At 73.5% G+C, this 25,062-nt stretch carries 22 protein-coding genes and 1 riboswitch; of the genes, 10 read left to right on the top strand and 12 right to left on the bottom strand.

Features of this window, described 5'->3' with window-relative positions; all coding sequences use genetic code 11:
- A complete protein-coding gene (locus ACIRB7_RS12900) occupies positions 1-264 on the bottom strand; it encodes a DUF6479 family protein (protein WP_403596560.1) in 264 nt (87 codons plus the stop codon).
- A 187-nt stretch (positions 265-451) separates the two neighbouring features.
- Between ACIRB7_RS12900 and ACIRB7_RS12895 the strand changes: the two genes are divergently transcribed.
- The gene (locus tag ACIRB7_RS12895) at positions 452-646 is read left to right on the top strand and encodes a CsbD family protein (RefSeq protein ID WP_351215515.1); all 195 of its coding nucleotides are present in this window, start codon (positions 452-454) and stop codon (positions 644-646) included.
- 124 nt (positions 647-770) lie between these two features.
- On the opposite strand, the gene ACIRB7_RS12890 is transcribed toward ACIRB7_RS12895, so the two are convergent.
- On the bottom strand, positions 771-1,208 hold the full coding sequence (locus tag ACIRB7_RS12890; protein WP_403596557.1) for a VOC family protein: 438 nt from the start codon (positions 1,206-1,208) through the stop codon (positions 771-773).
- 116 nt (positions 1,209-1,324) lie between these two features.
- Between ACIRB7_RS12890 and ppk2 the strand changes: the two genes are divergently transcribed.
- Positions 1,325-2,344 (top strand): polyphosphate kinase 2, encoded by a 1,020-nt coding sequence (gene ppk2 / locus ACIRB7_RS12885; protein WP_403597658.1) that lies wholly within the window; start codon positions 1,325-1,327, stop codon positions 2,342-2,344.
- Between the two features lie 129 nt (positions 2,345-2,473).
- Here ppk2 and ACIRB7_RS12880 read toward each other — a convergent pair whose 3' ends face one another.
- Together ACIRB7_RS12880 and ACIRB7_RS12875 are read right to left on the bottom strand one after the other, a co-directional pair.
- A complete protein-coding gene (locus ACIRB7_RS12880) occupies positions 2,474-2,959 on the bottom strand; it encodes a flavin reductase family protein (protein WP_403596554.1) in 486 nt (161 codons plus the stop codon).
- 2 nt (positions 2,960-2,961) lie between these two features.
- Positions 2,962-4,017, bottom strand: coding sequence for an iron-containing redox enzyme family protein (locus tag ACIRB7_RS12875; RefSeq protein WP_403596552.1), 1,056 nt, complete (start codon positions 4,015-4,017; stop codon positions 2,962-2,964).
- Positions 4,018-4,246: 229 nt separating this feature from the next.
- Here ACIRB7_RS12875 and ACIRB7_RS12870 point away from each other — a divergent pair, with 229 nt between their 5' ends.
- From ACIRB7_RS12870 to ACIRB7_RS12855, 4 genes are all read left to right on the top strand, one after another.
- Positions 4,247-4,873, top strand: coding sequence for a flavodoxin family protein (locus ACIRB7_RS12870; protein ID WP_403596549.1), 627 nt, complete (start codon positions 4,247-4,249; stop codon positions 4,871-4,873).
- Between the two features lie 68 nt (positions 4,874-4,941).
- A complete protein-coding gene (locus ACIRB7_RS12865; RefSeq protein ID WP_403596546.1) occupies positions 4,942-5,835 on the top strand; it encodes an SDR family oxidoreductase in 894 nt (297 codons plus the stop codon).
- Positions 5,836-5,965: 130 nt separating this feature from the next.
- Complete coding sequence (locus ACIRB7_RS12860) at positions 5,966-6,610, top strand: alpha-ketoglutarate-dependent dioxygenase AlkB (RefSeq protein WP_403596544.1); 645 nt, start codon at positions 5,966-5,968, stop codon at positions 6,608-6,610.
- Between the two features lie 75 nt (positions 6,611-6,685).
- Positions 6,686-7,021: an EamA family transporter gene (locus ACIRB7_RS12855; protein ID WP_403597655.1), complete on the top strand. Its 336-nt coding sequence runs from the start codon at positions 6,686-6,688 to the stop codon at positions 7,019-7,021.
- Positions 7,022-7,062: 41 nt separating this feature from the next.
- Here the strand turns inward: ACIRB7_RS12855 and ACIRB7_RS12850 are convergent, their stop codons facing one another.
- Positions 7,063-7,275, bottom strand: coding sequence for a ferredoxin (locus tag ACIRB7_RS12850; RefSeq protein WP_403596541.1), 213 nt, complete (start codon positions 7,273-7,275; stop codon positions 7,063-7,065).
- Positions 7,276-7,280: 5 nt separating this feature from the next.
- The gene (locus ACIRB7_RS12845) at positions 7,281-8,510 is read right to left on the bottom strand and encodes a cytochrome P450 (RefSeq protein WP_403596538.1); all 1,230 of its coding nucleotides are present in this window, start codon (positions 8,508-8,510) and stop codon (positions 7,281-7,283) included.
- Between the two features lie 269 nt (positions 8,511-8,779).
- A riboswitch (ZMP/ZTP riboswitch) is annotated at positions 8,780-8,887 on the top strand.
- 28 nt (positions 8,888-8,915) lie between these two features.
- Between ACIRB7_RS12845 and ACIRB7_RS12840 the strand changes: the two genes are divergently transcribed.
- Together ACIRB7_RS12840 and ACIRB7_RS12835 are read left to right on the top strand one after the other, a co-directional pair.
- Entirely contained in the window at positions 8,916-9,770 is an 855-nt protein-coding gene (locus ACIRB7_RS12840) for a bifunctional 5,10-methylenetetrahydrofolate dehydrogenase/5,10-methenyltetrahydrofolate cyclohydrolase (protein WP_403596536.1), read from the top strand.
- A 141-nt stretch (positions 9,771-9,911) separates the two neighbouring features.
- The gene (locus ACIRB7_RS12835; protein ID WP_403596533.1) at positions 9,912-10,970 is read left to right on the top strand and encodes a hypothetical protein; all 1,059 of its coding nucleotides are present in this window, start codon (positions 9,912-9,914) and stop codon (positions 10,968-10,970) included.
- On the opposite strand, the gene ACIRB7_RS12830 is transcribed toward ACIRB7_RS12835, so the two are convergent.
- Together ACIRB7_RS12830 and ACIRB7_RS12825 are read right to left on the bottom strand one after the other, a co-directional pair.
- Entirely contained in the window at positions 10,951-12,414 is a 1,464-nt protein-coding gene (locus ACIRB7_RS12830; protein ID WP_403596531.1) for an SWF or SNF family helicase, read from the bottom strand. The two genes, ACIRB7_RS12835 and ACIRB7_RS12830, sit on opposite strands and share 20 nt — an antisense overlap.
- The gene (locus ACIRB7_RS12825) at positions 12,411-15,464 is read right to left on the bottom strand and encodes a DEAD/DEAH box helicase (RefSeq protein WP_403596528.1); all 3,054 of its coding nucleotides are present in this window, start codon (positions 15,462-15,464) and stop codon (positions 12,411-12,413) included. The genes ACIRB7_RS12830 and ACIRB7_RS12825 overlap by 4 nt, the downstream gene beginning before the upstream one ends.
- Before the next feature lie 342 nt (positions 15,465-15,806).
- Between ACIRB7_RS12825 and ACIRB7_RS12820 the strand changes: the two genes are divergently transcribed.
- Together ACIRB7_RS12820 and ACIRB7_RS12815 are read left to right on the top strand one after the other, a co-directional pair.
- Complete coding sequence (locus tag ACIRB7_RS12820) at positions 15,807-16,895, top strand: fatty acid desaturase family protein (RefSeq protein ID WP_403596525.1); 1,089 nt, start codon at positions 15,807-15,809, stop codon at positions 16,893-16,895.
- 85 nt (positions 16,896-16,980) lie between these two features.
- Positions 16,981-17,526: an MOSC domain-containing protein gene (locus ACIRB7_RS12815; RefSeq protein ID WP_403596523.1), complete on the top strand. Its 546-nt coding sequence runs from the start codon at positions 16,981-16,983 to the stop codon at positions 17,524-17,526.
- 31 nt (positions 17,527-17,557) lie between these two features.
- On the opposite strand, the gene ACIRB7_RS12810 is transcribed toward ACIRB7_RS12815, so the two are convergent.
- The 4 genes from ACIRB7_RS12810 to ACIRB7_RS12795 form a co-directional block, all read right to left on the bottom strand.
- Positions 17,558-18,934: a tannase/feruloyl esterase family alpha/beta hydrolase gene (locus ACIRB7_RS12810; RefSeq protein WP_403596520.1), complete on the bottom strand. Its 1,377-nt coding sequence runs from the start codon at positions 18,932-18,934 to the stop codon at positions 17,558-17,560.
- Between the two features lie 165 nt (positions 18,935-19,099).
- Complete coding sequence (locus ACIRB7_RS12805; protein ID WP_403596518.1) at positions 19,100-20,011, bottom strand: hypothetical protein; 912 nt, start codon at positions 20,009-20,011, stop codon at positions 19,100-19,102.
- Positions 20,012-20,130: 119 nt separating this feature from the next.
- Entirely contained in the window at positions 20,131-23,067 is a 2,937-nt protein-coding gene (locus tag ACIRB7_RS12800) for a hypothetical protein (protein ID WP_403596515.1), read from the bottom strand.
- Between the two features lie 2 nt (positions 23,068-23,069).
- Positions 23,070-24,917 (bottom strand): HSP90 family protein, encoded by a 1,848-nt coding sequence (locus ACIRB7_RS12795; RefSeq protein ID WP_403596512.1) that lies wholly within the window; start codon positions 24,915-24,917, stop codon positions 23,070-23,072.
- Positions 24,918-25,062 lie beyond the last annotated feature (145 nt).

Here is a 25,062-nt window from a genome sequence, read left to right as displayed (position 1 = left end):
TCAGCGCTGCGAGTCGCCGAGGTCCCGGTCGTGCTCCGGTGTGGTCCACGAGTCACTCCCCGGGCGGCCCGCCGCCTGGGTCGGGTCACCCACGGAGCGGCGCCGACGCGCGACCCGGCGGCTGCCCCACCAGAACGCGGCGAGAAGCAGGAGGACAACCACCGCGCCGATGGCCACGGCGAACCACACGGCGTTGGATCCGGCCGACGCGAGAGCGGGCCCGGGCGTGAGGACGGGCGCGGCTGCCAAGGTGGATGTGATCATGATCGCCTTTCTCGCGGATCGGGACGCACCCGGCGGCTCGGCCGACGGGGCGCTGTGACGCGCTCAGCGTCTGTCCCGTCCCGGCCGCCTCAAACGCGTGCGGAGGGTGACCGGTCGACGCGCGGGATCCACGGAGTCTGCCTAGCGTGTCACCTGGAACCCATCCACAGGAAAGGGGCATTACGTCATGGCAGGCAAGGGCTCGGACAAGGCAAAGGGCAAGCTCAAGGAGGCCGCGGGCAAGGCCACGGGCAACAAGCGCCTGGAGGCGGAAGGCAAGACGGACCAGATGAAGGGCAAGGCCCGAGAGGCGGCCGACTCGGCCCGTGAGCGCGCCGAAGGCGTCCGCGACTCCCTGGACCCCGACAAGCGCGACAGGTAGGCAGCCCGACGAGACCCGACGAGTGTCTCGGCGTCGGAGCCGGCCGCCCTGCCTCCCCCACGAGGAGGAGGCAGGGCGCCACGCCTTCCGCCCGTGCTCAGGGTCGCCGCGCCTCCGCCCGCGCTCAGGACCGCCGCTGGCGGGGGACAGGCGGAACGGCCTGGACCGGGGACGTCGTGGCCAGGACGAACGAGTGACCTGCCGGGTCCGTGTAGCGGCGCAGGTCCGTGCGCCGGTCGGTCCGGGTGCCGTCGCGCACGGCCGCGACGGGCCGCGCGCCGAGCGAGACCGCCTCGCGTTCCGCTTCGTCGAGGGCGTCGGGGGCCACCAGGATCTCCAGGTGGGCCTGCTGGGCGTCCTCGGGACGGGGCCAGCTGGGGGGCGCCTGCCCGAGGTCACGGCGGATCCCGAGCATCGCACCGGAAGGGCCGGAGACGAGCAGCAGGTCGGGGTCGCCGCCGTGGGGCTCCACGGTGGCGTCCAGGAGCGCCGCGTAGAACCGCGCCAGGGGTTCCGGGTCGGTGGAGTCGAGGACGAGGACGAGAGACTTGGGCACAGTCATGTATCCCGTCTGCCCCGCGTACTCCCGGTCACGCCCGGACGCGGTGAGCGCGGGATCCGTGGGTACGAGGATGTCGGACCGAGCGGGCGAGTGGAGCGGGGCGACGGATGGTGGACATGAACGGTGCCGGCGGCGACGGCGATGTCCCGGAGGAGAATCGGGCCCAGGTCCCTGAGCAGGACCTGCTCGCAGGCCTCAGCGTGGACATCAGCAGGCCCGAGCAGCCCGTCCTGCTGAGCGCCACCGGCGACCCCATCCGCACCTGGCGGGAGAACTACCCGTACCCCAGGAAGGTCCGCCGTGCCGAGTACGAGCGGCAGAAGCGGATCCTGCAGATCGAGATGCTCAAGCTGCAGCGCTGGGCGAAGGACACCGGCGCCAGGATCGTGGTGCTGTGCGAGGGCCGGGACGCCGCCGGCAAGGGCGGCACCATCCAGCGGTTCACCGAGCGGCTCAATCCGCGCGGCGCCCGGATCGTCGCCCTCGACAAGCCGACCGAGCGAGAAGCCGGGCAGTGGTTCTTCCAGCGGTACGTGGCCCCGCTGCCGGCCCCCGGCGAGATCGTGTTCTTCGACCGCTCCTGGTACAACCGGGCGGGAGTCGAGCGGGTGATGGGCTTCTGCACGGAGGAGGAGTACCAGCTGTTCCTCCACCAGTGCCCCCTGTTCGAACGCATGCTGGTCGAGGACGGCATCCACCTCGTGAAGTTCTGGTTCTCCGTCTCCCGCTCCGAGCAGCGCACCCGCTTCGCCATCCGCCAGGTCGACCCCGTACGGCAGTGGAAGCTCTCGCCCACCGACCTCGCCTCGCTCGACCGCTGGGACGACTACACCACGGCCAAGGTCGCGATGTTCCGGGAGACGGACACCGAGCACGCGCCGTGGACCGTGGTCAAGAGCAACGACAAGCGGCGGGGCCGGCTGGAGGCCATGCGCAGCCTGCTGGCCCGGATCGACTACGCGAGCAAGGACCCGCAGGCGGTCGGCACGCCCGATCCGCTCATCGTCGGCGCGGCGGACACCCTGCTCGAACCGGGGGAGGAGACGACCGACCTCTCACCCACCCCACTGGCCCCCCTGCGGGACGGCCCGGGCGAACACCCGGGAGAGCACCCTGGGGAACACCCGGGCCGCTGACCACGGGGGCCTGCCGACGGCAAACCCCCGGGCCGCTGACCACGGGGGCCTGCCCGACGGCAAACCCCCGGGCCGCTGTCCACAGCGACCTGCCCTACGGCAACACCCGGGTCGCCACCCACGGTGGTCTCAGGCCGGGTGGCCGGGGGAGAGGTCCACGACGTCGCCGAACCGGAGGAGTGGTGGCCGCACCGGGCCGGACGGGCTCTCCGCGACGGGAGCCAGCAGGAAGCCGACATGGTCCCCACCGTCGACGCGTTCCCGCACCCGGCCCACGAACCAGGCGCAGCAGTCGGACAGGACGGGGACGGCTCCCTCCCCCGGCCACCAGGCCACCCGGCCGAACTTGTCGACGTCGTCGCCGGTCCGCCCCCCGAACAGCTCGGCCGTCCCCCGCTGCTCGGGCCGCAGGGTGTGGACCGCGAGGTGGGAGGCACGGCGCCCGACGCGGTAGGTGCGGTTGGCCTTGGAGAGCCACACCATGAAGCGGGGCGGGTCGATCGAGCACTGCGAGGCGAAGCCCACCAGGCAGCCCGCCTGCTCGCCCCCGGCCGCCGTCGTCACGACGTACATCGGGTAGTCGAGCACGTCGGCGAAGGCGTCGAGGCCGGCCACCGTCAGCCCCTCGGGTCCAGGTGCGGGTCCAGGCTCGGCAAGGGGCAGCGCAGAGCGGAACGGCCCGCCGTCCAGGCATCGAGGATGTGCGCGTCGAGCCTGTCCTCGAGCAGGACGGTCGCCGCGCACCCGAAGGCGATGTCCGGTTCGAGCGCGGGTTCGTCGACGAGGAGCCCACCGATCACCTCGCGCCGCACGATCTGTTCGTGGACGGCATCGGCTTCGACGTGCTCGGTGTAGAACCGCTCGGCGGCCGGCCCCGCGTCACAGCGCCGCATGGCCTTGGCGAGCCGGCGGGAGCCGGGCGAGGAGGTGACCTCGACACAGGCGAAGTGGCCGACGAGCGCCCCACGCAGGGCCCGGTGCAGGCCGAACAGGGACATGAGGTTGACGGTCGCGAGGAGCGGGGCGTCGGCGTGGTCCAGGTAGTGGCCGTAGGACGTGTCGAGGCCGAGGTCGGTCATGAGGTCCGCGAAGAGCCGCGCGTGGATGCGGTCGGCGTGACCGGCGCCGAACTCGTCGTACTCGACGGCCACCATCGCGGCCTTGGCCCGTCCGGTCAGCCGCGGGATGGCCCAGGCGTGCGGGTCCGCCTCCTTGAGGTGGTAGAGGGAGCGCAGCGCCGCGTACTCGCGCAGCTGCCAGAGCTCGCCCGCGGTCTCCAGGTGGCGGCTGACGCTCTCGGCCGGATCGACCGGTTCGACGAGCAGCGGCGCGAACGCCTCCTCGACGGATCGGGGCGCGTCGGCGAGCGCGCCGCGCAGCGCGTGCAGGAAACGTTCCTCCAGTTCCCGCCGCAGCCGCAACAGGTCCGGATCCCACTCGCGGTCGTCGTCGACGCCCTCGAAGCCCCGGTAGTGGAGCTCGTACAGCAGGTACAGCGCGAGGTGCAGATCCTCGCCCCAGGGGTCCGCCCGCCGGACGCTCCCCTCGGTGTACGCCGGCGGCCGGCCGGTCCGCAGGGCCCTCTCCACGGCGCCCGAGAGGTCACCGCGCCCCGCGACGAGGCGAGGGCCGGCGGTGGCTGCTTCCGGGGTGCTCGTGCTGAGCGGGGTCATCGAAGGCTCCTGTCCTCGGGGCGATGGCGGTGGCGGATGCCCCGCCCGACACCCCGTCTGTCCGGGCGACGAGCAACAAATCGCCTACCCGCTCTATACGGCACTATTCGGCCACCGCGCCCCGCGCGCGCCCAGGAGACGGCCGCCTGGCCCACCCCGGCATCGCCCTCCGGACCGGAGTACGCAGAAAGGTGAGATAGGGACGCGGGTCGGGGGTAGAGGGGTGGCCATGGACACCACTGAAACGACCCCTCTGCGCGCAGTCGCCCTGGTCTGCACCCTTTCCCCCTCCCCGGCTGCCTCCAGCTCGCAGCTCCTGGCCGAGCAGACCATGGCCGCCCTGAGCGACCACGGCGTGAGCGGCAAGATCATCCGGATCGCCGACCACGACGTACGCCCCGGCGTGAAGGCCGACATGGGTGAAGGGGACGCCTGGCCCGAGATCAGGGACACGATCCTCGGCTGCGACATCCTCGTCCTGTCGACCCCGATCTGGCTCGGGCATCCGTCGAGCATCGCCCAGCGGGTGATGGAACGGCTGGACGCCGAGATCTCCGAGACCGACGAGGAAGGCCGGATGCTCACCTACGGCAAGGTCGCGGCGGTCTGCGTCGTGGGCAACGAGGACGGGGCGCACAAGGTGAGCGCCGACCTCTTCCAGGGGCTCAACGACGTCGGCTTCTCCCTCGCCCCGAACGCCGTCACTTACTGGGTCGGTGAAGCCATGCAGGGGACCGACTACCTGGACCTCGAGAAGACCCCGGAGAAGACCGAGGCCACGACCGCGACCCTGGCGGCCAACACCGCCCACCTCGCCCGCCGCCTGAAGTCGGTGCCGTACCCGGCCTCCTCCTGAGGCGATCGACGCACGACACCAGCACGGCACAGCGCAGAGCGGCACAGCACAGCACCACGGAGGTCCCGATGCCCCCTCAGGAACAAGCACATGGCCCCGACCCGGTGACCGGCCACCCCCGCCCCCCTCTCCCCGACCAGGAACAGGACCACCCCGGCTCGACCGAGGAGATGAGCCCCCGCCCCGACCACGGCGAGGACTCGTATCGCGGTCACGACGTGCTCGTCGACCGGGTGGCGGTGGTCACCGGCGGCGATTCCGGGATCGGCAGGGCCGTGTGCCTGGCCTTCGCACGGGAAGGCGCGGACATCGTCTTCACCTACCTCCCCGAGGAGGAGCAGGAGGCCAGGGAGACCGCGCGTCTGGTCCAGGAGGCGGGACGCAAGGCCCTGCCCGTCCTGTGCGACCTCCGTGACGAGAGCCAGTGCGCGGACCTGATCGACCGCACGGTGAGCGAACACGGCCGGATCGATGTCCTCGTCAACAACGCCGCCTACCAGATGGCTCAGCCGGACGGCATCGAGGCCATCACCACGGAGCAGTTCGACCGGGTGATGAAGACGAACCTCTACGGAATGTTCTGGCTCTCCCGCGCGGCCGTGCCCCATATCCCGCGCGGCGGCTCCATCATCAACACGACCTCCGTGCAGGGATACCAGCCCAGCCCGCACCTCCTCGACTACGCGATGACGAAGTCGGCGATCATCTCCTTCACGCACGGTCTGGCGCAGATGCTCGCGGAGCGCGGCATCCGCGTGAACGCGGTCGCGCCCGGCCCGGTGTGGACACCGTTGATCCCGGCGACGATGCCGGACACGAAGGACTTCGGCGCCCAGTCGCCGCTGGGCCGGGCCGCCCAGCCGGCGGAGATGGCCCCCGCGTACGTCTTCCTGGCCTCGCCCCGGGCGAGTTACATCACCGGCGAGATCGTCAACGCGACAGGCGGTACGCCCCTGCCGTGATCCCGGCGTCGGCGGGTCGCGGCGGGCCGCCCGGACGGTGCGTACCGTGCGCACCGCGAGGGCGTCGTGACCCGTCGCGACCCAGAGCCGCGATTCGAGCGTGTGTTCGGTTTACGGTTACGCTGGGACCATGACCGCACCACGGCCGCTCCCCGGCCTCCAGGGCTCCCTGTTCGACCAGGGCGACGACCCCCGGCCCGGTCCGCTGGACGGGATCAGGCGGACCGCGCTCGACGGCGGGGCCTGGATCGACCATCTGCCGGGCTGGTTCCAGGGCGCCGACGCGCTGTTCGAGGAGCTGGTCGAGCGGGTGCCTTGGCGTGCCGAGGAGCGCAGGATGTACGACGACGTGGTCGCCGTACCCCGTCTCCTCGCGTACTACCGGGAGGGCGCGCCCCTCCCGCACCCCGCCCTCGACGAGGCCCGTTCCGCCCTCGACGCCCACTTCGCGTCCGAGCTGGGGGAACCCTTCGTCTCCGCCGGCCTCTGCCTCTACCGCGACGGGCGCGACAGCGTCTCCTGGCACGGCGACCGGACCGGCCGCTCCTCCACGCGGAACACGATGGTCGCCATCCTCTCCCTCGGCGACCCGCGCGACCTCGCGCTCCGCCCCCGCGGCGGCGGACCCGTGGCGCTCCGGCTCCCGCTCGGCCACGGCGACCTCGTCGTGATGGGCGGATCCTGTCAGCGCACCTGGGACCACGCGATCCCGAAGACGAGCCGCGCGGTCGGGCCCCGCATCAGCGTCCAGTTCCGCCCGCGGGGCGTTTCCTGAGGCCGGGAGGGCCCGCCGCGAGAGGTCGGGACGGTCCCTCGCGCCGGTCTCACATCGGACCGATGACCTTCTTCCCTGCTGGTCTACCTGGCCGTGGGGTGCTCGGTCGGAGGATTCCTGCTCTACAACTACGGCCTGCGCCGGATGGCGTCGAGCGTCGCGGTCGACATCCTCAACCTGGTGCCTGTCTTCGGCGTCATCGGCGCCGTCGTCATCAACGGTGAGTCGATCCGGCTCGCCCAGGTGACGGGCGGCGCGATCATCGTCGCCGGGGTGGCCCTCGGCATGATCGAGCGGGGAGGGGCCGAGCGACGGCGTGCCGGACGGGGGCCGGGAGCCACCACGCAACCCGACGCGGAGCGGCGGGCCCCCACGGCCGACCAGGAGCCCGCCGCACGTCCGCGTGCGTGAGGGGGGGGCACGTGGGTGCGGTCGGCCCGCGAGACGGTCCTTCAATGGCGGGAGGGGGCCCGCGGTGTGACGGTGATGACCGAGGCCGGGCAGGCACCGGCGGCGATACGGACCGCCGCGTCCAGCTCCCGCGGCGGCCGGGCGTCGAGCAGGAGGACCCGGCCCTCCTGTTCGTCCTGGTCGAAGACCTCCGGGGCGGTCAGGGCGCACATTCCGGCCCCGAGGCAGCGGTCGCGGTCGACGCGGATCTCCATGGAGGTCAGGCCTCGTCCCAGGTCACCGGCAGCCGGTGCACGCCGTGGATGTTCATGTTCGTCCGCAGCGGGACCTCCTCGGCCGGCACGTCGAGCCGCAGCGTGGGGAACCGCGTCAGCAGCGCCGGCAGCGCGACCGTCATCTCGACGCGGGCCAGCTGCTGGCCGAGGCACTGGTGGATGCCGTGCCCGAAGCCCAGATGCCCCGTCGCCTTGCGGCGCAGGTCGAGGACGTCCGGATCCGGGAACCGCTCCGGGTCGCGGTCGGCGGCCTCGAGGGACAGGGTGACGCTCTCGCCCGCCCTGATGACCTGGCCGTCCAGCTCGACGTCCTCGAGTGCGGACTTGATGCCGGTGTGGGCGACGGTCAGATAGCGCATCAGCTCCTCGACGGCCCCCGGGGCGAGGTCCGGGTCCGCACGCAGGGCCTCGGCCTGCTCCGGGTGGGTGAGGAGCGCGAACGTACCGTGGGCGATCATGTTGGCGGTGGTGTCGAGCCCGGCGGCGAGCAGGAATCCCCCGACGCCGATCAGCTCCTCGTCGGGGAGATCGGAGTCCCGGGCCAGGTCGCCGAGCAGGTCGTCGGAGGGTACGGCGCGCTTGGCGGCGACCAACTCGGCCATGTACTCCTGGAGTCCGACGTGGGCGGCGTACCGCTCCTCGGGCGCGGCGTCCATGTCCATGATGGTGTGGGCGTGGTTCTGGAAGCGCTCCCGGTCGGCGTAGGGCACCCCGAGCAGCTCGCAGATCACCAGGGCGGGGAGAGGGCGGGCGAAGGCCTCGACGAGGTCCGCTCCGGGGCCGCGGCGCCCCATGGCGTCCAGATGCTCGGTGGTGATCTCCTCCACGCGTTCGGAGAGCCGCCGCATCCGGCGGACGGTGAACTTCCCCATGAGGAGGCGCCGGAAACGGGTGTGCTCGGGCGCGTCCATCCCGGTCATGTCACCGACGGGCGCGGGCGGCAGGGGGCCGTCGGGCCCGCCGGCGAAGGGGTAGTGCATCAGCTCGTACCGCGAGCTGAAGCGGGGGTCGCCCATGATGGCGCGGACCGTGGAGTAGCCGGTGGCGAGCCAGCCGACGTGACCGTCGGGGTACGTCATCCGGGCCAGCGGGCGCTGCTCGCGCAGCACGCCGAGATCGGCGGGCGGGTCGAAGGGGCAGCCGGGCGTGCGCTGCGTGGGGAGCGTGACGGGTTCCGCGGTCTCGGGTCGGGTCGACGGGTCGTGCTGCTGCATGTGTCCTCCGTGAAGAGTGACGAGGGGCGGAACGCCGTCCTCGCCTGCCGTCAGGGGTGCTGGCGTTTGCGGCGCCACGGGTGGCGCCACTGGTAAAAGCGTCAAGTAGCCCCAAGCCGGGGCAAAATGCGATCCGCGTAGCGCCGTGGCGCAGCCGATGGACAGATAGTGGCACCATGATGGTGCCATTGCAAGCCATGATGGCGTCAGGCGGTGTCGTCCAGGTGTGCACCCGTCAGGAAGTGACCCCCCGAACCTCACGTAGAGTGGCCCCGGGCCGTGACTGGCGCTTGAGGTGGATCACCACCGGGGAGCGGTCCGGCGGGAGTGCGCCCAGCGGCGGGCCCGTACCGATGCCGTGCGCCTGGGCGAACCACCCGTCAGAGACGAAGCCCAGGAGTCGCCATGTCCACCAGCACCGCCACCCTCATGGACGGCACGGCCCTCGCCCGCCGTACGGTCGAGGAGACCGCTGCCCGCGCCGCCGAGATCACCCGTCGTACCGGCGTCACCCCGTGCCTCGCGACCGTCCTCGTCGGCGCGGACCCGGCCTCCGTGACGTACGTGAAGATGAAGCAGAACCGTTGCGCCAAGGCCGGGATCCGCTCCCGCCACGTCGAGCTGCCCGCCGCCACGACGACCGAGGAACTCGTAGCCGCGATCACCGCGCTCTCCGAGGACCCCGAGGTCCACGGCATCCTGCTCCAGCACCCGGTCGGCCCCCACATCGACGAGCGCGCCGCCTTCGAGGCCATCGCCCCCGCCAAGGACGTCGACGGCGTCACCATGGCATCCTTCGCCGCCATGGGCTTCGGACTGCCCGGCTTCGTCTCCTGCACGCCCGGCGGCATCATGCGCCTCCTCGACGCCTACGACGTCGAACCCCGCGGCAAGCGCGCCGTCGTCGTCGGCCGCAGCGCGATCCTCGGCAAGCCGGCCGGCCTGCTCCTCCTCGGCCGCGACGCCACCGTCACCTACTGCCACTCCCGCACCGAGGACCTCTCCTCCGTCGTCCGCGAGGCCGACATCCTCGTGGCCGCCGTCGGCAAGCCGAACTTCATCAAGGGAGCCGACATCAAGCCCGGGGCCGTCGTCATCGACGCCGGCTACAACCCGGGCAACGTCGGCGACGTCGACTTCGCGTCGGCCGCCGAGCGCGCCTCCCTCATCACCCCGGTACCCGGTGGTGTCGGGCCCATGACCATCGCCGTGCTCCTCGCCCAGACGGTCGAGGGCGCGGAGCGTCAGCTCGGTCTGTAGGGAGAACACATGACGGGGCGGCAGCGGTGGCGGTGGCGACGGGCCGAAGCGGGGCCGGCGATTGTCACGGTTCTGTACGGGCCGCGGTCATCCCCCGAAAAAGGGTGGCCGCGCGCCCGCCGACGGGCGAATCTGGACCCCGTGCCACACCCGTCACCCACCACCCCACCGCCGGACCGCCGCCCGGGCGCACCCGCCTCGCACGGTGCGCCCGACCTGTCCGACACGTCCGGGCCGCCCGCCTCGCCCGAAGTGCTCGACGCCGCTGACGCGTCGGTCAAGGGCGACGCCTCCGTCGCGCCCGTCGGCTCCGAGTCCGGGTGGTCGTCGCGCCTCGAGCGGCTCGACGCGCCCCGGCCCGTGCCGAACGTGCCGCGCGCGCGGTGGTTCGGCGTGCCGCTCGTCCCGCTGCTCGTGGGCGCCCTGGTGGCGGGCGCGTTCCTGGCGGCTGGGGGCGGGACCGAGCAGGGACTCGCCACCGACGGCCGGCCGGGCGTCGACCGGGTAGGCGTGCCGTCGCCCGCGGGCGACGGCGGGGCGACCACCCCCTCGGCCGACGGAGCGGCGACCGACACGCGGGGCGGGGCCGACGGCGGACCCGACACCCGCGCGGACGGCACACCGGCGGACGACATGGCGAAGGACGACACGCCGGCGGACGGCACCGCGACGCCCGACGCCACCGTCTCCGGCGCACCGGCCCCCACCGAGCCCGTCGACCCCACTACCCGCCCCTCCAGCGGCCCCGACGGCAGCGTCACAGGTGTGTCCCCGACCCCCTCCCGTACGGGAAGCACTGCCCCCACACGTCGGCCGACCGCCACCGCGACGCACGGCGGCTCACCGGCCCGGCCCGTCTCCTTCGAGGCGCTGCGCGTCGGGGACTGCTTCGACATCGACCGCGACGCGCCGGGCACCGCCCTCCGGCGCTCCTGCGACACGCCGCACAACGCCGAACTCGTCGTCCGGCTCCGGCTGACCGGCGTCCACGCCACCGACTCGGCGGTCCGTGAAGCGGCCACCCTGCTGTGCCGCGAACCGCTGCGCCGCAAGGCCGCGTTGCAGCCGCTCGGTACGCGCTGGACCACCTTCGTCCAGTACCCGTACCGAACCAGCTACCTCCTCGGTTCGGACACCGTCGCCTGCAGCCTGGCCGCTCCCTCCGCCACCGGCGGCAAGCTCAGTCGGCCGCTCCTGTAGCACCGGCGGCGAGGGCCGTGGCGAGAGCCGTCGCCGGATCACGGTCCGGCGGACCCGCGGGGGACCAGCGGGCACCGGACTTGAGGTACGGCCACCAGCGCCCGTCCTTGCCGAGCCGCAGCTGCGCCTCCGCGCCCACGGCCGTCCACCGGGCGCCGCCCGCCCGCCGCAGCACCGGCTGTTCGTCGTCCTCCCAGGCCTCCACGAGCCGGGCCCCGGCCCGGGCGAGGGTCTCGGCGTCCGGCGTCCACTCCTCCTCCAGTACGGCGAGGGCGGCGGCGCCACCGAACCGCCACGCGCGCGTGGCCAGGTCGAGCTCCGCCCGCGTGCGGCCCGAACCCGCGGCGAGCCGTGCCGCGATCCAGGGTGCGGGGGAGTCCACCGCGAGCCGCACGGCGTCCTGAGCGGCCGTCAGACGCGGCTCCAGAGACGCCGTAACCGAAGCCGACGCCGAACTCGACGCGGAAGCCGAAACCGACGCGGAAGCCGAAACCGACGCGGAAGCCGAAACCGACGCCGACGCGGAAGTCGAACCCGAAACCGACGCCGACGCGGAAGTCGAACCCGAAACCGACGCCGGAGCAGCCCCCAGCGCCTCAGCGAGCATCCGGTGCGCGCGGGCCGCCGCGTCCGACGCGAGGAACTCCAGTGCCGCCGGGTCGACCCCGGGCGCCGGCTCCGTCTCCGTGTCGAGGGACGGTGACCGGCCGGGCGCGTCAGGCGCGACCGGGGGAGCGGGCAGCGGCGGCAGCAGGAACTCCGCCGCGTACGCCTCCTCGGCCGACACGCCGCGCATGCCGCCGACACCCTGGTCAGTCCCCTCGCCGGGCGTGTCGTCCCCTTCCGGGCCACCACCCGCGGCACGTGAAGCGCTGCGCGACTGCAGCTGGTCGAGGAGCGTGCGCTCGCCGCGCCCCCGCATGAGCAGCAGGACGAAGGGGTCCTCGTCGATCAGACGCGCCACCTGGTAACAGAGCGCCGCCGTGTGCGGACAGTGGTCCCAGGCCTCGCAGCCGCACTCCGGATCGAGGTCACCGATCCCCGGCAGCAGGTCGAGCCCGGCCGCCGCCGCGTCCTCCACCAGGTGCGGCGGCATCTCCCGTTCGAGGAGTGCCGCGATGTGGCCGGCGCTGTCCACGGCGAGGTCGAGGAGCCGTTCCCACTCCTCCTCCGAGAACTCCCGCACCAGGACGTCACCGCGGTACGGAGTGCCGTCGCGGTCCTTGACCACCGCCGTGATGCGGCCGGGGCGTACCGACATGGCACCCACCGCCCCCGCGCGCGCGTGCCTGCGGCCCGCCTTGAGCTGCTGGCCGTCGAGCGCGGTGTCCTCAAGGGCCTTGAGCCACGCCCGCCCCCACCAGGTCCGGGTGAAGGCCCCACCCTGCGCCGGCGGCAGCGCCGCGAACGTACGCTCCTCGTCCCCGTGTCCGTACTCGCTCATCGTTCGTCCCCTCGCAGTCGCACCAGCTCCGCCAGTTCGGCATCGGTCAGTTCGGTCAGTTCCGACGGCGCGTCCCCGCCCGTTCCGAGGACGCTGTCCGCCAGCTCCCGCTTGCGGTCGAGCATGGTCGCGATCCGGTCCTCGATCGTCCCCTCGGCGATCAGCCGGTGGACCTGCACAGGCCGGTCCTGCCCGATCCGGTACGCGCGGTCGGTGGCCTGGGCCTCCACGGCCGGGTTCCACCAGCGGTCGTAGTGCACGACATGTTCCGCGCGGGTGAGGTTGAGCCCCGTACCGGCCGCCTTCAGGGAGAGCAGGAAGACCGGTACCTCCCCGTCCTGGAAGCGGGCGACCATCGCCTCGCGCTCGGCGACCGGTGTCCCGCCGTGCAGGAACTGCGTCCGCACGCCCCGCGCGGCGAGGTGCGCCTCCAGGAGCCTGGCCATCCCCACGTACTGCGTGAAGACCAGGGTGCACGCGCCCTCGGCGAGGATCGTGTCGAGCAGCTCGTCGAGCAGCTCCAGCTTGCCCGAACGCCCCTCGATCCTCGGCTGTTCCTCCTTGAGGTACTGCGCCGGGTGGTTGCAGATCTGCTTGAGACCGGTCAGCAGCTTCACGACCAGGCCGCGCCGCGCCATGCCGTCGGCCTCGGAGATCGCCGCCAGCGTCTCCCGCACCACCGCCTCGTACAGAGCGGCCTGTTCCGGTGTCAGGGACACGGCCCGGTCCGTCTCCGTCTTCGGCGGCAGCTCGGGTGCGATGCCGGGGTCCGACTTGCGGCGCCGCAGCAGGAACGGGCGGACGAGCGCGGCGAGTCGCGCGGCGGCGGCCGGGTCCCCGCCACCTTCCACGGCGGCGGCGAAGCGGGTCCGGAACGCGCCCAGACTGCCGAGGAGCCCCGGCGTCGTCCAGTCGAGGATCGCCCACAGCTCGGAGAGGTTGTTCTCCACCGGAGTGCCGGACAGCGCCACGCGCGCGCGTGCGCCGATGGTCCGCAGCTGCCTGGCGGTCGCCGAGTACGGGTTCTTGACGTGCTGCGCCTCGTCCGCGACGACGAGTCCCCAGCTCCGCGCGGCGAGTCGTGCCGCGTCGAGTCGCATCGTGCCGTACGTGGTGAGGACGAAACCGCCGTGGGGGAGGTCCTCCAGGTCACGGGTGGCGCCGTGGAAGCGGCGCACCGGCGTGCCGGGCGCGAACTTCTCGATCTCCCGCTGCCAGTTGCCCATGAGGGAGGTCGGACAGACGACGAGGGTCGGCCCCGCGGCCGCCGGGTCGGACTGACGGTGCAGGTGCAGCGCGATCACCGTGATCGTCTTGCCGAGCCCCATGTCGTCGGCGAGGCAGCCACCGAGGCCGAGGGAGGTCATCCGGTGCAGCCAGTCGAGCCCGCGCAGCTGGTAGTCGCGGAGGTTCGCGGCGAGCGCGGGCGGCTGGGACACCTCTGGACGGCCGCCCTCGGGGTCGGCGAGGCGCTCCCGCAGGCGCTCCAGCCAGCCGGTCGCCGCCACCTCGACGAGCCGGCCGTCGACCTCGGTGGAGCCGGTGAGCACGGCGGAGAGGGCGTCCACCGGTGTGACCTTGCGGTCCTGCTGGTCACGGGCGCGGCGTACCTCGGTGGGGTCGACGAGCACCCAGCGGTCCCGCAGGCGTACGAGGGGCCGCCCGGCTTCGGCGAGCCGGTCGAACTCGGCCCTGGTCAGCTCCTGATCGCCGACGGCGAAGCGCCAGTGGAAGCCGAGCAGGGCATCGGCGGAGAGGAAGGAGGGCAGCGCGGAGCGGGAGCCTGCGAACTCCCCGGCGGACAGGGCGCCCTCGGCCGACCAGGCATCGCCGGGTGTCCCGGCGGACCGGATGCCCGAGAGGTCGTCGGCCCCGGCCCCCTCGGGCTGCCCGCCGGACCGGGACCCACCCGAGCCGTCGTTCCCTCCGGGCGCGTCCGTGCCCACCGGGCCGATCACCGCGGCGGCGGTGAGCCGGTCGGTGAGTTCGCGTGGCCAGTGGACCTGGACGCCCGCCGCGGCGAGGTTCCGGCCGGCAGCGCCGAGCAGCTCCGCGACCTCCTCGTCGACGAGTTCGACGGTGTCGGGCACCGCGGCCGTCAGGAGCGGCGCCAGCGGGGCCCACGCGCGCGCGGCCCGCCGGAGCGCGAGCAGGACGTCCATCCGGACCCGGGGGCCGAAGGCCGCGCCGGTCCGGCCGGAGCCCGCCCACACCTCCGCCGCGTCCGCGACCAGCGTCGGGTCGGCGACGGCGTGCAGCTGCAGCACCGCGCGGAACGCCGGCGCCTCCTCCGACTCGGCGGTGAAGCCGGGGAGTTCGAGCCGGAGCGACAGCCGGATCCCCGCGTCGTGCACCGCCGCCACGTCGGCCGCCCACGTCCGCTGCTCGGGAATCCGCTGCGGCTCGTCGGCCGCGAAGGCGGGGCCGTCGGCGGCGAGCGGAGCCGCGGGGGTACGGGGGAGGGTGTCCGCGACCGCGTCGGCGAAGGCCCGGAGCAGCGCCTCGGGGTCCGGAAGCAGCAGCGGCTCGTCCGGAGAGAGCGGTACGGCGTGGGCCGCGGGCGGCATCGAGGCGGCGAGCGTACGCAGCGGGGCCAGCTCCTCGGGGCCCAGCGGACCGGCGCGCCACGCGTCGACGTCGTCGGAGGTGAGGCCGGGCAGCAGCAGACCGCGAGCGGCGAAGTCCAGGGCGAGGAGCGAGGCGGCTCCCCAGAACGCGGTCGCGGGGGACGCGGTGGCGGAGAACCGCGCGCGGGCGAGCAGCGGCAGAGCGTCCCGTACGGAGAGGGTGAAGGCGGGGACGGTCACGGGGCGGAGGCCGGCGCCGTCCACGACCGTGATCTCGGCACTGGCCGGGGCGAGATCCCCGGCGCCTGAGGCGAAGTCAGGCAGTGTCTCGCCGTCCGGTGACCAGAAGGCGATCCGGCCGGCGCGCGGCGGCTCTGCGGGAAGGAAGACGGCGGAGTGGCGGGTGAGCCCGAGGAAGGGCTCCCGAGTGGCTTCACGAGCAGGTACGCGGGCGGAATCATCGGGTCCGTACGACAGCGACAACGCATTCCTCAAATTTGACTACCTGAAGACTGAGCGGCCGAGGATACCTCGGCGGAAGGATTCCGAGCGCACCCGCAGCACGTGATCCGCGCCACAGGCCCGGAGGGGTGGGGCTCCCCCTACCCCCGGCCCCGGGCCCGCCCCCCAACCGGCCGGGGTGGTGACGCCATGGCCCCGGACGATCACGAATCCGTACGTTCGGCACAGGCGCTCACCGACCGAACGGTCACCGACCGAACCGTCACCGGCCGAGCCGTCGCCGACGGAACTGTCACCGACTGACCCGTCACCACCCTCACCGGATCCGACCGCCGAAAGCCGACAGAAACCGGAGCCCCCGCCATGTCCCAGGCCACCGTCCTGCCCCCGGCCGCCGCCCCCGCCGCGGCGCCCGCCCGAGCCAGGGGCGGCAGTGAGTTCACCCCGCTCCTGCGGACGGTGAGGGAACAGGGCCTCCTCGAACACCGCCCCGGCTGGTACGCCCGCGGCATCGCCGTCAACCTCCTCGGCATCGCCGCCGTGGTGACCGGTCTCGCCCTGATCGGCCCCTCCTGGTGGGCGCTCGCGCTCGCCGTACCCCTCGCGCTGCTCTCGGCCCGGGTCGCCTTCGTCGCCCACGACGCGGGCCACGCCCAGATCACCGCGAACCGCAAGATCAGCCGGGCCGTCCAGCTCGTCCACGCCAACCTCCTCCTCGGCATGAGCCGCGAGTGGTGGAACGACAAGCACAACCGCCACCACGCCCACCCCAACCACCTCGACAAGGACCCCGACGTCGCGGCCGACATCCTCGTCTTCGCCGACCACCAGACGGCGGGCCGCACAGGCCTGCGCGGGTTCCTCACCCGGCACCAGGCCTGGCTGTTCTTCCCGCTGACGACCCTGGAGGGCATCGCGCTCAAGGTGTACGGGGTCCAGGCCCTGCTGGCGAAGGACGGCCCCTGCCGCACCCGGCGCGAGCGGCTCGTCGAAGGCGCGCTGCTCCTCGCCCACTTCGCCGGTTACACGGCCCTGCTCCTCACCCTCCTCACCCCCGCCCAGGCCCTGGTCTTCGCCCTCGTCCACCAGATGCTGTTCGGCGTGCACCTGGGCATGGCCTTCGCCCCGAACCACAAGGGCATGGACCGGCCGGACGAGCACGCCGACGGCGACAGCTGGGGCCATCTGCGGCGCCAGGTGCTCACCTCGCGCAACATCCGCGGCGGCGCCCTGACCGACTGGTTCCTCGGCGGGCTCAACTACCAGGTCGAACACCACCTGTTCCCGAGCATGCCGCGCCCCCATCTACGCCTCGCCCAGCCGACCGTCCGGGCCCACTGCGCCGCCCTGGGCGTCCCGTACACGGAGACCGGATTCGTCGACTCGTACCGGCAGGCCCTCGGCCATCTGCACGAGGTGGGCGCGCCGCTGCGCTCCGAGTGGGCCGAGTAGGCTCGGGAACGATCACGCGTGAGGTGGTCAACGTCCGGCGGCCGGGGCTCCGGCTGCCGGGAAGCGGAGAAGGGGAGCTCCTCGTATGAGCGACGGCACGGTCACCACGGTCAGCAGCAACGGCGCGTACTCGTTCACCAAGCCCAACAGGGAGGGCATCACCCTCCTCGCCGGGCTCGGCGTGGAGGGCGACGTCCACGCGGGTGTGACGGTCAAGCACCGCTCGCGCGTCGCCCAGGACCCGACCCAGCCCAACCTGCGTCAGGTCCACCTCATCCACGCCGAGCTCTTCGACGAGGTGGCGGGCGCCGGCTTCGACGTCACCCCCGGCGACCTCGGCGAGAACGTCACCACCCGGGGGATCGACCTCCTCGCGCTTCCCACCGGCACCCGTCTGTACCTCGGCGCCGAAGCGGTCGTCGAGGTCACCGGACTGCGCAACCCCTGCGCACAGATCGACAACTTCCGGCACGGTCTGCTCAAGCAGGTCCTCGGCCGTGACGAGAACGGCGAGATCGTGCGCAAGGCCGGGATCATGGGAGTGGTCCTGACCGGCGGGGAGGTGCGACCCGGCGACCCGGTCCGCGCCGAGCTGCCCGAGGGGCCGCACCGCCCGCTGGAAAGGGTCTGAGCCACGCGCGCGTGCCCACCGGATCCCGTGCTCACTCCTCCAGCGCGCAGGAGTTGACGAGGTCACCGCTCGCGGGCCGCGCGATCGTACGGTCGGCGGGCGGTGCCACACCGTCCTCGACCCAGCGCGTCAGGGTGTCGAACGCGGACCGGTAGCACGGCAGGATCGGACGCAGCCGGTCCGGATACGTGTCGTACAGGCCGTCGGTGTGTGTCCCGTCCTGCACCGTGTAGTACCGGTGAAGCCCGCCCCGGCCCCGCGCGTCGATCATCCGCGCGTACACGTCGGAGTCGGTGGAGACGGGCAGCAGGGTGTCGAGGTCGCCGTGGAGCGTGACGAGCGGCCTGCCGATCCGCCCGGTCAGTGCGACCTTCGCGACCGCGCGGTGCACGGACGCCGGCCGGGAGGCGTAGTCGTAGGCGGCGTCGGAGGCGCAGGGCGCGAAGATCTTCTCCACGGTCCCGCCGGCGGTGGAACCCGGACAGGCCGGATCGTACGAGGGGTCGAACTCGGCCCGGAAGACCTTCTGGGTTAGCCCCCAGTACGCCTTCTCGTGGTACGGCCACAGGAAACGCGACCCCGGCGCGAAGCCCGCCGCGACCATGTCCTCGTCGGAGGCCTGCCCGAGCGACCTGGCCACCGTCACCGGCAGGCTCGTCAGGAGGTTGGGGCCGCGCGACGTCCACAGCACGCCCTCCCAGTCGACGCCGCCGTCGTACAGCTCGGGCCGGTTCTCCAGCTGCCAGCGCGTCAGATAGCCGCCGTTGGAGATCCCGGTCATGTACGTGCGCTCCGGCGCCCGGCCGTACCGCCGGCGCACGGTCTGCTTGGCCGCCCGCGTCAGCTCCGTCACCCGGCGGTTCCACTCGGCGACCGCGTCGCCCGGACCCCGGCCGTCGGTGAAGAAGTCCGGCCCGGTGTTGCCCTTGTCGGTGGCGGCGTAGGCGAAGCCCCTGGCCAGGACCTGGTCGGAGATGAGCGCGTCCGTGGAGTACTGGCGCCGGGTCCCCGGCGCGCCGGTGACGACGAGCCCGCCGTTCCATCGGTCGGGCAGCCGGATGACGAACTGCGCGTCATGGGCCCAGCCGTGGGTGGCGTTGAGGCGCGAGTCGTCGGGGAAGTAGCCGTCGACCTGGACTCCCGGCACCCCCGACGGGTTACGGGTCCCCTTGGCGGCGAGACCGGCCTGGTCCGCCGTGTCGGTGTACGGGGTGCCGGCGAGTCCGGCGGTCGTCAGATCGTCCAGGCAGACCGACCGCTGGTGCTCTGCGCCGGGCACCCGAAGCCCGTCCTGGCGCGCACAGTGCGCGGCGGTCCGCTCCTCGGCTCCGGCGGGACTCGCGGGGGCGAGGACGGTGACCCCTGTCAGGAACGCGGCGAACAGGGAGACGCCTGGGAACAGGCGCATGGTGGGCCTCCGGAGGGACGGGGAAACGAGGGGCGGCGCCACATCCTGCGGCGCACCCCCACCACCGGGCCATGGTTCCGGACCACACCTCGGACCCTCGTCCCATGGGGGATCCCCCCGGGACGTCGGACAAGACGCCGGACAAGACGTCGGACGAGCGGTCGATCAGGAAGGGCGTACGGCCATGGCGTCGAGTCCCGCGAGGAGCGCGGGCAGCCGCGCGCCCCGGGCCACCGGCAGCACCTCGCTCGGCAGCTCGTCGAGCAGTACGAAGGCCATGTCGTCCGTCCGGGCCACGAGCGACCAGCCGGGGCCGTCCACGCGCAGCGTCCGCCCGCCCCCTTCCGCACCGGCGACGGACCGCACCCGCCCGACCGGTGGCGGCTCCACCAGATAGCCCCCGAGTTCGTCGAGCACCCTGCGGACGCCGTCGTACGGGTCACGGCCGTCCCCGCCCGGCGCGCCGGCCGTACTGTCGGCGGGGATGCCTGCACCACCGGCGGGGACGCCCGCACCACCGGCGGGTACGGAATCCGGGTCGGCGGCCTGGCCCCCCGACCGCTCCCCGGCCGTTGAACCGTCGGTCACCTGGGCCCGCCAAGCCGCCCACTGGAGGGCCACCTGGTCGGCGCCGAGGCGGCGCTGGGCGGGTCCCCACTCGTCGCCGGAGGGCGGCACGAGCGGGGCGGGATCGCCCTCCTCCGGGTCGGGGTCGTGCGGAGCCGGTACACCCGGCGCCCGGGTCACCACGTCGAGCGGCCAGCCGGGCAGCCCGGCCACCACCGTGTGCTCGGCGGGCGAGAGGTCGTAGGCCATGCCGCAGTCCCAGGACGAGATGGCCACCGCGACGAGCGACACGTCGTCGACGACGACCGTCCAGCGCGCCCCGAGCCCGTCCTGGCCGAACACGAGCCCGTACCCGTCCGCGTACGGTTCGAGCCCGAGCGCCGCGCAGGCCGCCGGGTAGTCGTCACCGAGCACGCTCGGGAAGCGCGCGGGCGTGAGCAGCGCCGCCGTCAGCACGAACAGCGCGTCGGCGTCGCCGACGGCCTCGGCGATCGGGTCCTTTCCAGCCACGCTGCCTCCCCATCCGGTTGTCGGCGCACCTTAACCAGTGAGGAGGGAGACCTGTCCATAGCCCGGCGCCGTGACCTGCGTCGCCGTGCGGACGTCCACGTCACGCCGCGCGGGGAGCCTCACTCGTCGCGCAGTCTGCCCGCCAGGGCGGTCAGGGCCTCGGCCTCGTCGGTGTGGCCCAGGGCGGTCAGACGGGAGACCGCCGCGTCGAGACGGGTCAGGGCGGGGGCGGGGCGTTCCAGGGAGACGCCCTCCACGGCGCTCGCGAGCCGCACGCACTCGGCCCACTCGCCCGCCCGGTCGTTCTCCGGCCCCGGCTCGCCGAGCAGGGCGAGGGCCTTCTCCAGGGCGGTCAGGGCGTCCTCGTGCTCACCGGCGTAGGCGTTCACCCGCCCGTACTCGTAGGCCAGGGCGGTGTCCAGGGAACGGCCGCGGGCCTCGTAGCCGGTGGCACGGGCCTCGTCGGCGACCTTGCCCGCGTCGGCGAGGAAGGCGAGGGCGTCCGGCAGCCCCTCGGGACCCCGCTGCTGGCACTGGAGGCGGGCCAGTTCGCGCAGGCAGTTGCTGAGCTGCTCGTAGCGCGGGGCCCGGGCGTGGGCGGCGAGCGCCTGGTCCGCGGCCCCACGGGCCCGGCCGAAGTCGCCCGACTCGCCGAGGAGTACGGCCGTCTCCCCGGCGATCATGGCGTGGCTCCCCGGGTCGTCGTCCCAGCCGGCCGACTCGGCGGCGAGAGCGACGAACTCCGCCGTGGCGGCCTTGAGGTCCTCCCCCGCGTGCAGCGCACGGGCGCGCGTCAGGCGCAGCTGGGCGACGAGCCGGTCGTCCACCTCTCCGGCGGCGACGTCCGGTTCGGCCAGGAGGGAGTCGAGCAGGGCGATGCAGTCCTCGATCCGGCCGAGGTCCAGGCTGAGCTGGGCCGCGTTGCCGTAGGCGCAGAACGCGTCCGTCCGGTCGCCCCGGCGAAGCCCCAGCTCCGCGGAGCGTGTCAGGTGCCGCAGTGCCTCGTCCGGGCGGTCCAGGTGCATGCAGGCCTCGGCCAGGTCGGAGTGGAGACGGCCGGTGTCGACCACGTCGTCCGGCCAGTCGGCGGCCAGGCGCAGGCCCTCGGCCAGGTCCGCGCGCGCGGCCTCGGCGTCCCGCAGGCCGAGCTGGAGCCGGCCGCGCAGCCCGAGCGTACGGGGCAGGTGCCAGGCGGGGCCGTGCGCCTTCAGCCGGTCGAGGAGGCCGTCGATCTCGGTGACCGCGGCGGGCAGGTCGCCGGAGAGGGCGAAGGTACTGGCTCGTATCAGCAGGGCGCCGGAGACCTGTCCGCCGACGTCGTGCCGGGTGGCGAACGCGTGCAGCGCGTCCACCTCGGCGAAGACCGGCGCGACGTGCTCCTCGCTGCCCGACGCCTGCAGGCGCAGGCCGAGCGCGGTCGACCGTACGCGCAGCAGACGGGCCTCCTGGTACGGCGCGATGCCCGGCGTCTCCTCGTGCAGGCGGACCAGGGCCTCGTGGGCGGCGGTGAGCGCGGCCACCTTGGCCTCGGGTTCCTCGGCGCCCTCCGCGGGGATCTCGGCGGAGGCGAGCAGGGCCGAGGCGCGGGAGACCGCCGCGTCACCCGGCTCCCCCGCGTCCTCGTACAGGCCCGCGGCCTCCTCGTGCAGGTCGGCGGCGAGAGCGTAGTCCTCGTCGTCGCCCGCCCGGCTCGCCTCGTCGGCCAGCAGATCGGCGCGCAGCCGTACGAGCGGCCCGACGGCCGGGTCGTCGGGGTGGACGTATCCACGGGCGCTGGCGAGGGTACGCAGGCGCTCCCAGCAGGCCCGCGCGTCCGGGTGGCCCTGCGCGTCCAGTGCCCTGGCCCGGACGATGAGTTCGGACAGCGATTCGGGCTCGGCGGCGGTCGTGCGTGGGGCGGGCGCGGCGACGGGGGCGGCCAGGGCCACCTCGTCCAGGCCGCGGGTACGCAGGGTCAGTTCCAGCGCGTCCAGGAGCGGGGCACGGTCGAGGCGGGCCCTGCGACGGTCGGCGTGGGCCGTGGTGCCGTTCCGCGCGTCGAAACGGGCGGCGAGGTCGTCGGCGCGGCCCCCCACCTCGGCGCGCAGGCCGGTCACCGTCCAGGTGCGGCCCGGGTATCCGGCGGCGGGCAGCTCGCCGTGACCGAGGGCCTCGACACGCCGCAGGAGGACCTCGACGCCGGTGAGGAAGTCGAGCTGGTCCAGGGGCGAGGCGACCTCGTCGAACAGGTTCCGGTTCTCCGCGAGCAGTTCCAGGCCGCGTGCCTCGTTGCCGGTCAGCGCGCAGAACTCCAGGTGCCGGCCGACCTCCCCGGACATCGAGGGGTTGCGGCGGCAGGCGCGGTAACCGGCGAGGTGCAGCTCGCGGGCCCGGTCGGTGCCGCCGGTGCGCAGCAGGGGCAGCAGCGCGTACGAGACGGAGCGGGCCGGCTCCTCCTGGCAGGACTCCTTCCCTGCGAGTACCGGCTCCCAGGCGCGCAGCGCCCGTTCGTCGTCGCCCCCCGCGAGGTGGTGGAGGGCGCGCTCGCAGATCTCGCAGGCCTCGCAGTCGCTCAGCCGGGTGCGGGTCCGGCCCGCCCACAGCTCGTAGGCGACGGTCGTGTCCTCACCGCGGTGGGCGGCGAGCTGGTACGCCTGACCGTAGTAGGGCTGGAGGCCGAGGCCGGCCTTCTCGTACCGCTCACGCATCTCGGTCAGCCACTGGCGCAGGCCGGCCAGCGGGACCTCGGGCAGCGCGCGCAGAGCGTTGGCCACCCACTTGAACCGCCAGAACAGCATGTGGCGCAGATGCTCGTCGAAGACGTCGGGCTGCTCGTCGAAGAGGGTGAGCAGGCGGGCGAAGACGACGGGAGACTTCCGGGGCTCGGAGCCGTAGGTGTACGCCTCCTGGAGTTCGAGCAGCGCGTGGACGAGCGGCACGGGATCCGCGAACTGCTCGGCGGTGTCGACCAGTTCCTCGGCGGTGACGGTGCGGGTGCGGCCGTAGGGGAGCCGGTCGTTCGCGCGGAGCGCCTGGTACAGCTCGTCGGCGTTCTGGGGATGGGGTGCGGTCGGCATCGTCAGCTGTCCTTGCGGAGGGCGTGGGCGAGGAGGTCGAGGAAGGAGCGGTTGATGAGGCTCGACTCGGCGGGCCTGAGCGGTCGCCGGGACAGCAGCGCGGCCTGCCCGTAGAGGGCCTCGGCGCTGGTGCGGGCCAGCTCGGGCTCGTCGATGCCGACGGCGGTACGGACCAGCGGGTTGAGCTGGTTGAGGATCAGCTGCGCCCGCGGGGCCTCCTGGCGCAGGGCGCCGAGGATGTCCCCCCACAGACCGCCCTCCTGCTCACGGGCGAGCTGGGAGCGGGTGCGCTCGTGCCGGGCCTCGCGGCTGTCGACGAGGAGGGCGGGAGCGGAGGCGGGCTGGAAGGTGCGCAGCGCGACATCGCAGTCGAAGACGGCGAGGGCGTCGCGCGCCAGGGCGAGGTACGCCGCCGCGGACAGTTCCGTCTCCCGGTCGACAGGGTCGAGATGGGCGGTGAGAGTCGCCGGGTCGAGGTCGGCGACGCTCACCTCCGGCCGGATCTCCGGCAGCCGGTGGACCAGTTCACGGTCGTAGGTGTAACCGCCGTTGACGACGCCGAGCCCGGCGGCCGAGGCGATCGCCGCGACCTGCCGGAACTCCTCCACGCTCGACGTCACGAGCACCGTGCGGTGGGTGCGCGCGAACTCGTCCAGAGTGGTGTGCCCGTCGGTGGTCTCGAACGGCAGCCAGGGCAGCAGCATCCGCAGGATCTCGTCGTCGTGCACCGCGAGCGACTTCACGGCCAGATGGTGGGCCTGGAGGAAGCGGGCGAGCAGGTCGGGGTCGCTGGCGGCGGCCCGGGCGATCCACGCGCGCAGGCGCTCGGCGAGGGCGTCGCGGACGGCGGCGAGCGTGTCGTCCTCGTACAGGGACTCGCGGGACGCCGTTGGGCGCAGGCTCTCGGCGTCGACGACACAACGGACGAAGAACGCCCACTCGGGCAGGATCTCCTCGGCCTGCTCGGACAGCAGCATGCCCTTGACGTGCACGCGGTGACCGTGGCGGCGCCCGGCCGGCACCGCCTCGGGCAGCACGCACGCGATGCCCTTCAGGCCCACGGCCGGCAGGTCCAGCTCGATGGTGTCCAGGGGTGTGAAGCCGAAGACCTCGGTGCCGTACGCGGCCAGGGCGCGCGAGCGGGATCCCGGCGTGGGGTACGTACGCGTCCACGGTGCGGGCTCGGGGTTGACGGGTCTGTCCGGACCGCCCGATCCGTCGTCGAAGGTCACCGGGTGGCGCAGCAGGGAACCGAAGTGCCGCGCCAGCGTGTGCACCTGCGCGGGCCGGGTCCACTCGCCCGCGTCGGCGCGCGGCGTCAGCGTGACGGTGGTGCCGGGCCGCGGCCGGGCGGAAGCGGGCAGGGTGCGGACGGTGTAGCTGCCGTCGCCGCGGCCCCGCCACTCGACGGCCGGCGCGTCGGGGGTCCGGGCGGAGCGGCTCAGGACGTGGATCTCGTCCGCCACCAGGAAGCAGGAGAGCAGACCGATGCCGAACTGGCCGATGAAGTCGGCGCGTTGCTCCGCCACCTGCTCCGCACGCTTGCTGCTGCGGCCGATCGTGGCGAGGAAGGTGTGCACGTCGGCCTCGGTGAGACCGACGCCGTCGTCCTCGACGCGTACCACCGAGCCGTCGGCGTACACGCGGATGCCGAAGGAGTCGGCGGGGGTGCCCGGTTCGAGGCCGTGCCGGGCGGTCAGCGCGTCCACCGCGTTCTGCAGGAGTTCGCGCAGGTAGACCCGAGGGCTGGAGTAGAGGTGGTGGGAGAGGAGGTCGACGAGGCCGCGCAGATCCACCTGGAAGGTGCGGTCGGCGCCGGCCGGGTCGGCAGCGGTGTCGGGCAGAGTCATGGGGCAGTCCGGGGTGGGAGAGGCGGCAGGGCGCGGGCGGATCTGGGGGGGGGGGGGGGGGGGGGGGGGGGGGGGGGCCCCGGGGGGGGGGGGGGGGGGGCGGGGTGACGGGTTGAGCGATAGCCCCACTTAGACACCGGGCCAC

The sequence above is a fragment of the Streptomyces sp. NPDC093795 genome, assembly GCF_044764665.1.
Lineage (GTDB): Bacteria > Actinomycetota > Actinomycetes > Streptomycetales > Streptomycetaceae > Streptomyces.
The sequence above is the reverse complement of the archived record's forward strand: the minus strand, read 5'-3'. Positions and strand labels throughout refer to the sequence as shown.

Bases quoted from the DNA above. Each gene is read 5' to 3' on its own strand.
- ACIRB7_RS12900 (WP_403596560.1), bottom strand. From the start codon at position 264: ATGATCACATCCACCTTGGCAGCCGCGCCCGTCCTCACGCCCGGGCCC.
- ACIRB7_RS12895 (WP_351215515.1), top strand. From the start codon at position 452: ATGGCAGGCAAGGGCTCGGACAAGGCAAAGGGCAAGCTCAAGGAGGCC.
- ACIRB7_RS12890 (WP_403596557.1), bottom strand. From the start codon at position 1,208: ATGACTGTGCCCAAGTCTCTCGTCCTCGTCCTCGACTCCACCGACCCG.
- ppk2 (WP_403597658.1), top strand. From the start codon at position 1,325: ATGAACGGTGCCGGCGGCGACGGCGATGTCCCGGAGGAGAATCGGGCC.
- ACIRB7_RS12875 (WP_403596552.1), bottom strand. From the start codon at position 4,017: ATGACCCCGCTCAGCACGAGCACCCCGGAAGCAGCCACCGCCGGCCCT.
- ACIRB7_RS12870 (WP_403596549.1), top strand. From the start codon at position 4,247: ATGGACACCACTGAAACGACCCCTCTGCGCGCAGTCGCCCTGGTCTGC.
- ACIRB7_RS12865 (WP_403596546.1), top strand. From the start codon at position 4,942: ATGCCCCCTCAGGAACAAGCACATGGCCCCGACCCGGTGACCGGCCAC.
- ACIRB7_RS12860 (WP_403596544.1), top strand. From the start codon at position 5,966: ATGACCGCACCACGGCCGCTCCCCGGCCTCCAGGGCTCCCTGTTCGAC.
- ACIRB7_RS12850 (WP_403596541.1), bottom strand. From the start codon at position 7,275: ATGGAGATCCGCGTCGACCGCGACCGCTGCCTCGGGGCCGGAATGTGC.
- ACIRB7_RS12845 (WP_403596538.1), bottom strand. From the start codon at position 8,510: ATGCAGCAGCACGACCCGTCGACCCGACCCGAGACCGCGGAACCCGTC.
- ACIRB7_RS12840 (WP_403596536.1), top strand. From the start codon at position 8,916: ATGTCCACCAGCACCGCCACCCTCATGGACGGCACGGCCCTCGCCCGC.
- ACIRB7_RS12830 (WP_403596531.1), bottom strand. From the start codon at position 12,414: ATGAGCGAGTACGGACACGGGGACGAGGAGCGTACGTTCGCGGCGCTG.
- ACIRB7_RS12820 (WP_403596525.1), top strand. From the start codon at position 15,807: ATGTCCCAGGCCACCGTCCTGCCCCCGGCCGCCGCCCCCGCCGCGGCG.
- ACIRB7_RS12815 (WP_403596523.1), top strand. From the start codon at position 16,981: ATGAGCGACGGCACGGTCACCACGGTCAGCAGCAACGGCGCGTACTCG.
- ACIRB7_RS12810 (WP_403596520.1), bottom strand. From the start codon at position 18,934: ATGCGCCTGTTCCCAGGCGTCTCCCTGTTCGCCGCGTTCCTGACAGGG.
- ACIRB7_RS12800 (WP_403596515.1), bottom strand. From the start codon at position 23,067: ATGCCGACCGCACCCCATCCCCAGAACGCCGACGAGCTGTACCAGGCG.
- ACIRB7_RS12795 (WP_403596512.1), bottom strand. From the start codon at position 24,917: ATGACTCTGCCCGACACCGCTGCCGACCCGGCCGGCGCCGACCGCACC.